General features: G+C 70.8%; 5 protein-coding genes. 1 reads left to right on the forward strand and 4 read right to left on the reverse strand.

Going from position 1 to position 8,562, the window contains the following annotated elements; all coding sequences use genetic code 11:
* The 3 genes from D7V93_RS30915 to D7V93_RS30925 form a co-directional block, all read right to left on the reverse strand.
* On the reverse strand, positions 1-1,347 hold a 1,347-nt coding region (locus tag D7V93_RS30915), incomplete at its 3' end, for a M16 family metallopeptidase (RefSeq protein WP_147451423.1).
* A 99-nt stretch (positions 1,348-1,446) separates the two neighbouring features.
* The gene (locus tag D7V93_RS30920) at positions 1,447-1,989 is read right to left on the reverse strand and encodes a hypothetical protein (protein ID WP_120646802.1); all 543 of its coding nucleotides are present in this window, start codon (positions 1,987-1,989) and stop codon (positions 1,447-1,449) included.
* A gap of 28 nt (positions 1,990-2,017) precedes the next feature.
* Positions 2,018-3,799, reverse strand: coding sequence for a hypothetical protein (locus tag D7V93_RS30925; RefSeq protein ID WP_147451424.1), 1,782 nt, complete (start codon positions 3,797-3,799; stop codon positions 2,018-2,020).
* 255 nt (positions 3,800-4,054) lie between these two features.
* Between D7V93_RS30925 and D7V93_RS30930 the strand changes: the two genes are divergently transcribed.
* A complete protein-coding gene (locus D7V93_RS30930) occupies positions 4,055-4,531 on the forward strand; it encodes a DUF5063 domain-containing protein (RefSeq protein WP_244237621.1) in 477 nt (158 codons plus the stop codon).
* 103 nt (positions 4,532-4,634) lie between these two features.
* Here D7V93_RS30930 and D7V93_RS47490 read toward each other — a convergent pair whose 3' ends face one another.
* The gene (locus tag D7V93_RS47490; protein ID WP_120646804.1) at positions 4,635-8,552 is read right to left on the reverse strand and encodes a type I polyketide synthase; all 3,918 of its coding nucleotides are present in this window, start codon (positions 8,550-8,552) and stop codon (positions 4,635-4,637) included.
* Between the last annotated feature and the right edge of the window lie 10 nt (positions 8,553-8,562).

Below are 8,562 nucleotides of genomic sequence, written 5' to 3' on the forward strand. Positions count from 1 at the left end.
GAGCCAGCCCACGGTGCGGTGGTCGGAGTTGAAGAGACGGGCGGCCAGCGCGCGCACGCCGTCGCGGGTGACCTTCTCGTAGCGCGTGGGCGCGTCGAGCAGCGCGCGCCAGTCCCCCCGGAAGGTCGCGGCGGCGCCCAGCTCCCGGGCACGGCCGTCGTTGGTCTCCAGCTTCCGCCAGAAGGTGGCCAGGGCGCTGTTGCGCGCCTTGCGCAGCTCCGCGTCGGTGACGCCGTCCTTCGCCACGCGGGCCAGCTCCTCGGTGAGGAGCGCCTCGGCGCGCGGCAGGTCGCCGCCCGGCGGCAGGTCCACCAGGAACCACGCCAGCGACGGATCGAAGCCGACGGAGAAGGAGCCCCGGACGCGGATGGCCACGCGCGCGTCCTCCACCAGCTTGCGGTGCAGGCGCGACGAGTCCCCGTTGGTGAGGATGAGCCCCAGCAACTCCAGCGTCTCCGCCTCCGGATCCTTCGCGGCGAGGCCGTGGTAGGCGACCTGGAGCAGCGGGGACTGCGCGAGCTTCTTCACGGTGATGCGCCGCTCGCCCTGCTGCTCGGGCTCCTTCGTGCGGACCGGCTCGGGGGCGGGCTGCGACGGGATGGCGCCAATCGTGGCCTCCGCGAGCTCGAAGACGCGGGCGGGCTCCACGTCTCCGGCGATGACGAGCGTGGCGTTGTTGGGGGCGTAGTACGTCTTGAAGTAGCGCTGGAGGTCCTCCATGCGCCAGGACTCGATGTCGGACGGCCAGCCGATGACGGGAATCTGGTACGGGTGCGCGACGAAGGCGGTGGCCTGCATCTGCTCCATCAGCGCGCCCGCGTTGTCATTGTCCACGCTGGAGCGGCGCTCGGAGTAGACGACGCCGCGCTCGGACTCGATGACCTTGGGGTCGAAGGCGAGCGACTGGAGCCGGTCCGCCTCCAGCTCGAAGATGAGGGGCAGCGCGGAGGCGGGGAACCAGTCCAGGTAGACGGTGACGTCCTCGGAGGTGAAGGCGTTGTTGGCGCCGCCGTTGGCCTCCATGACGCGGTCGAACTCACCCGGGCCGTACTTCTTCGCGCCGTTGAACATCATGTGCTCGAAGAAGTGGGACAGGCCGGTGATGCCGGGGCGCTCGTTGCGGCTGCCCACGCGGAACCAGTTGTTGAGGGCCACGTTGGGAAGGTCGTGGTCGGGCCACACGATGACGGTGAGCCCGTTCTTCAACGTGCGCGTCTGGATGCCGGCGCCCAGCTTCGCGACGGCGGGGGAAGGCGCGGACTTCGCGGCCTGGGCAGGCTGGGCCTGGACCGTGGGCGCGCCCAGCAGGGCCAGGCAGGCGAACCACGACAACGGCGGTCGGAACATCCTCGCTCCTAGGGCAGGGACGAAAGCGGTGCCCGGGAACGGGCGGGCCCGCACCCTATTCCAGAAGCGCCGCGTCGAGGTGCCCCGGAGAGCGGGGGCTCAGGCGCCCAGCACCTGACGCAGCACGTTCAGGAAGTAGTTCTGGCTGCCGACGTGGGCCGAGTACGTGTTCGCGGACTGGTGGAGGCGCTGGGCGACGGCCTCGAACTCCGCCTGGCTGACATCGCGCAGGGACATGTACAGGCGGGCGGCCGCGCGCAGGTGGGAGAAGAGGGGGTTCTTGTGGTGGCCATCCGGCCGCCGCGCCAGGTGGCGGTAGAGCTGGGCGAACTCCCGGTCGTTCTCCGCGTGGCGGGTGTCGCGGCAGAAGCCGGCGGCGGTGGCCTCGATGAGGAAGAAGAACGGCTCGTATTCGAAGAAGGGCGGCTTGGCGAAGTTGGGGGGCTGCTTGTCGCCGGTCCACAGCTTCGCGACGGGCAGCAGGTGCACGTGGGCGGTGACGTCGCCGTAGCGCACGGGCACCACGTCGCCCACGGTCTTCACCCGGCCCTGCTCGTCCCGCTCCACGGGGATGAACAGGCGCATGGGGTCCTCCACCTTCACGCCCGCCTTCTCCAGCTCCGCCACCACGTTCGCGTCCATTGCGTTGATGTTCCTCCGGTCCCTCCATCTACCGCGTCGCGCCCGGATGTGCACCCGGCACGTCGGCCGGTCGTTCAGGCGCCCCGGCCTCCAGGGCGGCCCGGGCCACCTCGTGGAGCCCCACGGCACGAGCATATTCGGCTGGGCTGCGCGCGGAGTCCTTGCCGTACAAGAGGAGAGCACGGTGCTCCTGCGTCTGGGGGGTACAGCCATCCGAACGGAACTCCGCCTTCCATGAGCGCTGGAGCGGGCCGGAGCCACAGGACCACTCCACCTGGACTTCGTGCTCCGTCGACATCCGGCATTGCTTCCGCGTCTCGGGCCGGGTCGCGGCCTCCACCCACTCGCGCAGGAATCGCGCTTCCGCTTCGCGGGACAGCGTCGTGTCGACAGGGACTTCCGGCTTGTCGATTCCCGGTTGAAGCCGTCCCGACAACCGCGCACCTCCCGGTTGATGTTCAAGGTGGAGCTCGCTGCGCGTCTCAGCGAAGCCATGAAGGCCAAACCAGACATCCACCCGCACCTGTGACTGTGAAAGCAGACAGTCGAAGGGGCTCTCCGGTGGGGGCCTGGGCTGCCCTGGCACCGGGGCCCTACCACCGGGCGCCCTGCCCGCGACGAGCTCGAAGTCATGGGCATCCAGCAGGCCCTGGGCTGGCGTCCAGGTGTGACCCTCCTCCCCCAAGCGCCACAGCTGGCCTCCCTCGACTTCCGCCAGCAGGGCCCCATCGCGCTGGGGGGCCAGCTCCTGGATGGGCCGCGGGGAAGCACCACCTCCCCGGAACCACCGCCTGCCCGCGTTTTCGGAGATGACCACCTGCGCTCCCGCCCATCCGAACCACTGTGTCGGGCTGGCCTGTCGCACTCCTTCCAGGAGGGTCATCACGCCCTGCCCCCGCGTGAGCAACGGGCCGTCCAGGACCCGCACGCCCTTCACATCGAGTCGGAGGTCCTGATGGCGCGGAGGGACCGGGAAGCGAGCGCTCCAGACGCCGTGGTCCGAGGCCTGCCAGGCCCAGGCGAACAGGGGAATCCATTGCTCGATGGGCAACCCCGGTGGGGTCCAGGTCAGGACCTGCCGTCCGCCGGGAGCCCGGGAGACGTGGAAGGGGGCGTCAGCCGGAGGTTCGGCCTGGGGCTGGAGCCGCCAGGTCTGGCCGCCGTCCATGGATTTGAAGAGGCCCGAGCTGCCCCACAACCACGCCACTTTCGGGGTGAGTCGCACGAGGCCGAGCAGGTGGGACAGGGCGGGGAGTCCCAGGAAGGTCTGGGGTGGCTGCACGGGAGCAGGCAAGGCCCTCCAGGTCCTGCCTCCGTCCTGCGTCGCCCAGAGGGTGGCCGACGTGCCCACGGCCCAACCGTCCTCGGGCGTCAGGAAGGACAGCGCGGCGCATTCGTCCTCGGCATGGAAGGGCGAGTGCGCGAGCGTCCTCCAGCTCGCGCCCTGATCATCGCTGAGGAGGATGTTCCCCGAGTGGCCGCACAGCCAGGTACGGGACCCGACACGCGTCAGGGCATGGGTCTGGAAGATTCCGCTCTGGACCGGCACCGAAAGGAGCTGCCAGGTCCGCCCCCCATCCGTGGTGCGCAGAAGCCGGGGTCCCAGCCGGCCAAAGACAATCCCTGTCTCGGGCGTGTACCACTCGAGCCGTTCGACTTCGGGGTAGTCGACCTCCGGAATCAGTTGGGACAATGCGCGGGAGGTCTCCGGGTCGTACCGCCACGAGCGGCCCGCGTCATCGCTGCGGAACACCTGCAAGGCGGGCGCGGTGGACTCCGACGTCTTCACGCGGCGTCTGTCGAGCCCCACGGCCCACCAGTCCTCGGGGGTCCTGGCCGCGAAGGCTCCGACCCACGTGTCGATTCTTTCCACGGACAGGTCGACCCGGACGGGGGAAGTCTCCGCACTGCGATGCGCGGCACACCCCAGGGACACTCCGCACACCAGCAAGGCCCACCAACGAACGGCTCGCATCCCCACACCTCCTGACCAGGACCCTGACATGAGGTCAGTATCCGCCAGGGAGCCCGTCACCGTTCCTCACCGTTTCCGCATGGTTCGCACATGCCCATGACCCGAAGTGAGATCCGCGCAGCCATCCAGTCTCTCTTCGCCGTGTTCGACGAAGAAGCCGATGCGCCCACGCGCGAACGCGACCTCCGGCTGGCACTCGACCGGCTCGCGTTGGCCTCTCATTTCGGGGAGGTGGAGTTCGATCCGAACGCCCCTTCACCGGACGACGTCCCTTCCACGCCCTACGAGGAGCTCAGCGAACGGCTTGGTCAGCGCTTCCCTGGGCTGGGCTACTACAGCATGGCGCTCGACAGCACGGACCTCACCCCGGCGACGCCCGGAGTGGGTGACGCCATCGATGATCTGGTGGACATCGCGAGAGACCTCGAGGAGGTGCTGTTGCGTTGGGAAGTCAGTGAGGTGGATGCCCTCTGGCACTTCAGGCTCTTCTTTGAATCCCACTGGGGCCAGCACCTCCGTGCGCTTCAACTACACCTGCACGAACGTGCGTTCGGCTCCACGTCCTGATCCAGCAGGGCGATGGGCTCCCTGCGAGCCCCTTCCGGGGATTCCCACCGCGCCCGCAGCGTCCGGTAGTCCGTGTCGCGTTCTCCATCCATCCGCCCCTCCGTCACTTCAAGGCATCGAGTTCCACCGCGAGCTCCGCCGTGTCGGGCTCGGGTGGCGGCGAGGTGGCCACGACCTCGTTCCTGGGAGCGCTCGCGGTCCCGGCCTGACGCGACTCCAGCAGGGCCAGCAGGTAGCCGGTGAGCGCGCCCACGTTCGGGAAGTCGAAGGCGAGCGTGGCTGGCAGGGCTTGCTCCACCTGCTTCTCCAGCAGCGTGTGCAGATCCAGCGCGAGGAGTGAGTCGATGCCCAGGTCGGAGAGTCCGGCCTGGGGGTCGATGGGCGTTCGCGGATCCCTGCCAAGCAGGGTGTTGAGCTCCGCCGTCAGGAACTCGGCGAGGAACCGCTCCCGTCGGGGCCCCGGCGTCGAGCGCAGTCGGGTGATCAGTTCTGCGCCTGAGGCAGCGGGCCGCCGCGACGCCGGGGGAAGAACGTCCTCGGCACGCACGTCTCCCAGCGAACCGGAGGCCCGTGTCCAATCCATGGCAGCCACTGTGAGCTGCGCGGCGTCCTGACGCAGCGCCTGCTCCAGGGCGGCGAGCGCGACGGTGGGCGTGAGGCTCCCCACGCCCTGCCGGTGCCAGCGCTGTGTGCCTTCCGTGCGGGAAGCCATCCCCACCGTCCAGGGTCCCCAGTCGAGCGCGAGCGCATGGCGCCCGGCCTGCCGACGCCGCCGCGCGAGCGCTCCCAGGAAGGCATTGGCCGCCGCATAGGCCGCCTGTCCCGCGGAGCCCACGACGCCCGCGAGGGAGGAGAACAGGACGAAGAAGTCGAGCGGCAACCGCGCCGTCGCGATCTCCAGGTTGCGAGCACCCGCGAGCTTGGGCCGGAGCACCTGGGCGATGCGTCGGTCATCCAGGGACAGGAGCGCGCCATCCCGCAGGATGCCCGCGGCGTGGATGACGCCCCGGATGGGTGCCTCCTCGGAAGCCCGGGCCACGAGCGCCGCGACCTCTTCCCGGTCGCCCACGTCGCAGCGCGCGCAGTGGACGCGAGCCCCCGTGGCCCGCATCCGCTCCACGGCCTGATGCGCGGTGGCGTCTGGCTCTCCGCGCGAAGCGAGGACCAGGTGACGTGCTCCACGCGCCACGGCCCACTCCGCCACCTGGAGCCCGATGGCGCCCTGCCCTCCCGTCACGATGTACGAAGCATCACCCCTCAGCACCAGCGGGCGCGTGTCCCTGCCAGAGGACTCCGGCCGCGCGCGCACGAGGTGGGGAACGAACCGGCGCCCCCAGCGGTAGGCCACGCCCTCCGCGTGCTCCCGCGCGCAGAGGAGATCCAGCGCGAGCAGTGGAAGGCTCTCTTCGACCAATTGGGGATCGACGTCGTAGAGGCCTCCCCAGTGTTGGGGCAACTCCTGCGCGAGCGTGCGCCCCCAGCCCCAGAGCGCCGCTTCCGCCAGCGCCAGTCCCGCCGCGGACTCACCGGCCACCTGCACGGCGCCGCGCGTGACGACGTGCAGTCTCGCGGGCAGGGGGAGCCGCGCCGCCACGATGGCCTGCGCCCACCGCGTCGCGTGCTTCACGAGTTGGAGTGCGTCCTCCTCGGCGCTCCCCAGCCTGGACGCAAGCACTCCCGCCAGCAGCACCACGGCTCGCGGAGGGGACTGGAGCGACTGGAGCTGACGCGCGAAGGACTCCACCGTCCCGGAGGGTTCGGAGACGAGCAGGTGACACCGCACACCTCGCGCCGACAGGAGCTCCAGGAGCGCGGCTCGCGGGGCGCCCTCCGGTGCCAGCACGGCCATGACCTCCTTTCCCTCGACGCGGGGAGGGGCCTCCTGGGGACGCCACTCGATGCCGTAGAACAGGTCCCCGAGCTCCTGCGGGGAGACGGCCGGAGGGGGCTCACTGCTGGGAGCCGTCACGGTGGCGCGGACGACGCCCTTCTGGAGCTCCGGCCAGAACCTCCGTCGCTGGAAGGGCGTGAGAGGAAGGGAGATGCGCTGTCCCGGGTGGTGCAGGTGGAAGCGACGCCACTCCGGCTCGCAGCCCTGGAGGAACAGCCGGCCCAGTGCGCCCAGACAGTCTCGCGCCGTGTCCTCGCCCAGCTCCAACACCACGCCCTGCGACTCCTCGGCCCACGCCAACGCCCCGAGGTCCGGCTCCGGGTGCTCCCTGGCGGGCACCACCCCCCAGTGCTTCCACAGCGCGGCCAGCGCATGCGCCAGCGCGGCCCCGGCCGACTCCAGAGCCTCCGGAGCACGCGTCCCCTCACGTCCCATGAGCCAGGCCACCGCGCGTGCGCCCTGCTCCCCCTGACGCGCGCTCCAGGCGGACAGGGCGTTCCGGAACACGGGCTCCCTTGCATGGAGCTCGCTCGCGCAGCCGGCGGCGGGGGACTTCGCGGGGATGACGAAGGCCACGGGCGGAGGCCCTCCAGGGACGACCGCGTGATGCACGACCTGCGTCGACTGGCCTTCGGAGAACCGCTGGAGCTCCGCTGACGCCTGCCGTGCATCGACGGCCTTCAGGGCCAGCCGGTGTCCCAGCGCGGCGCGGCCGGTGTGCGCGGAGAAGGCCACATCGCGCAGGGCCGGTTGGCACTCCTCCAGGAAGCGGGCGTAGCGGGAGGCCAGCTCTCGCAGGGTCCCAGCGTCTCCCGCCGACAGACACAGGAGCCCCGGTCCACCGTCCTCTTCGTGGCGCGGGGACCGTGCTTCCTCCACGCCCTCGATGACGACGTGCGCGTTCGTCCCGCTGAACCCGAAGGAGCTGACACCGGCGACCCGCCTCCGGTGCGCGGGCCAGGGCGTGGGCACGGTGGGCACCCGCAGCGGAAGCGTGTCCCAGGAGACGTGCGGGTTGGGCGCGGTGAAGTGCAGGTGGGGAGGAACGACGCCGTGCCGGACCGCGAGCAGCGCCTTGAGCAATCCCGCGACTCCCGCCGCCGCTTCCAGGTGCCCGACGTTCGACTTGATGGAGCCCACCAGCGTCTGCTCCGCCGCGCGCCCCATCACCGCCCCCAACGCGGTCAGCTCCAGCGTGTCCCCCAGCAGGGTCCCTGAACCGTGGGACTCGATGTATGCCGCTTCGCCTGGCGCGAGCCCGGCGTCCTCGAACGCCTTGCGGAGGACGACCTCCTGCGCCCAAGCGTTGGGCGCGGTCAGGGCGACCGTGCTCCCATCCTGGTTGATGGCGCTGCCCCGGATGAGGGCGTGGATCCGGTCCCCATCCGTCCGTGCGTCCGAAAGCCTCTTGAGGACGACGAGGCCCATCCCCTCTCCCCGGCCATGGCCATCCGCCGCCGCCGAGAACGTCTTGCAGCGCCCGTCCGCCGCGAGCATGCGGGCCCTGGACAGCGCGAGGAACGGCTCCGGCGCGAGCATCAGGCTCACGCCCCCCGCCAGCGCCATCCGGCAGTCTCCCGCGCGCAGGCTCCGCACCGCGAGGTGGACCGCGACGAGGGAGGAGGAACACGCCGTGTCGACGGAGAGCGTGGGCCCTCGCAATCCCAGCACATGCGCGATCCGTCCGCTCGCCACGCTCGTCGCCGTTCCGGACCCCGTGTGCTCATCGATGGCATCGGTCCCCAACGCGCGCCAGCGGTGCGCGTAGTCGCTTCCCGAGATGCCGACGAAGACCCCCGTGTCACTGCCCTTCAACCCCGAGGGCGCGCACCCCGCGTCCTCCAGCGCCGTCCACGCGCCCTCCAGGAGCAGGCGCTGCTGCGGATCCATGGCCAGGGCCTGACGTTCGCTGATGCCGAAGAACGCGGCGTCAAACCGTTCAGCGTCCTCGAGGAAGCCGCCCCGGTACGTCGGCGCGGTCCCCGGGCTCCAACGCCAGACAGGCGCCTCCCGCGTCGCATCCCGGCCCTCCACGAGGAGCTTCCAGAGCGCCTCCGGGGAGTCCGCGCCGGGAAGGCGGCAGGCCAGGCCCACCACGGCGATGGGTTCTCCGCCCGCGGGGGACTCCATGACCCGCCCC

Source organism: Corallococcus llansteffanensis (assembly GCF_003612055.1).
GTDB classification, from domain to species: domain Bacteria; phylum Myxococcota; class Myxococcia; order Myxococcales; family Myxococcaceae; genus Corallococcus; species Corallococcus llansteffanensis.

Excerpts from the sequence above, each read along its gene's own strand:
- D7V93_RS30920 (WP_120646802.1), bottom strand. The coding sequence starts at position 1,989 with ATGGACGCGAACGTGGTGGCGGAGCTGGAGAAGGCGGGCGTGAAGGTG.
- D7V93_RS30930 (WP_244237621.1), top strand. The coding sequence starts at position 4,055 with ATGCCCATGACCCGAAGTGAGATCCGCGCAGCCATCCAGTCTCTCTTC.
- D7V93_RS47490 (WP_120646804.1), bottom strand. The coding sequence starts at position 8,552 with ATGGAGTCCCCCGCGGGCGGAGAACCCATCGCCGTGGTGGGCCTGGCC.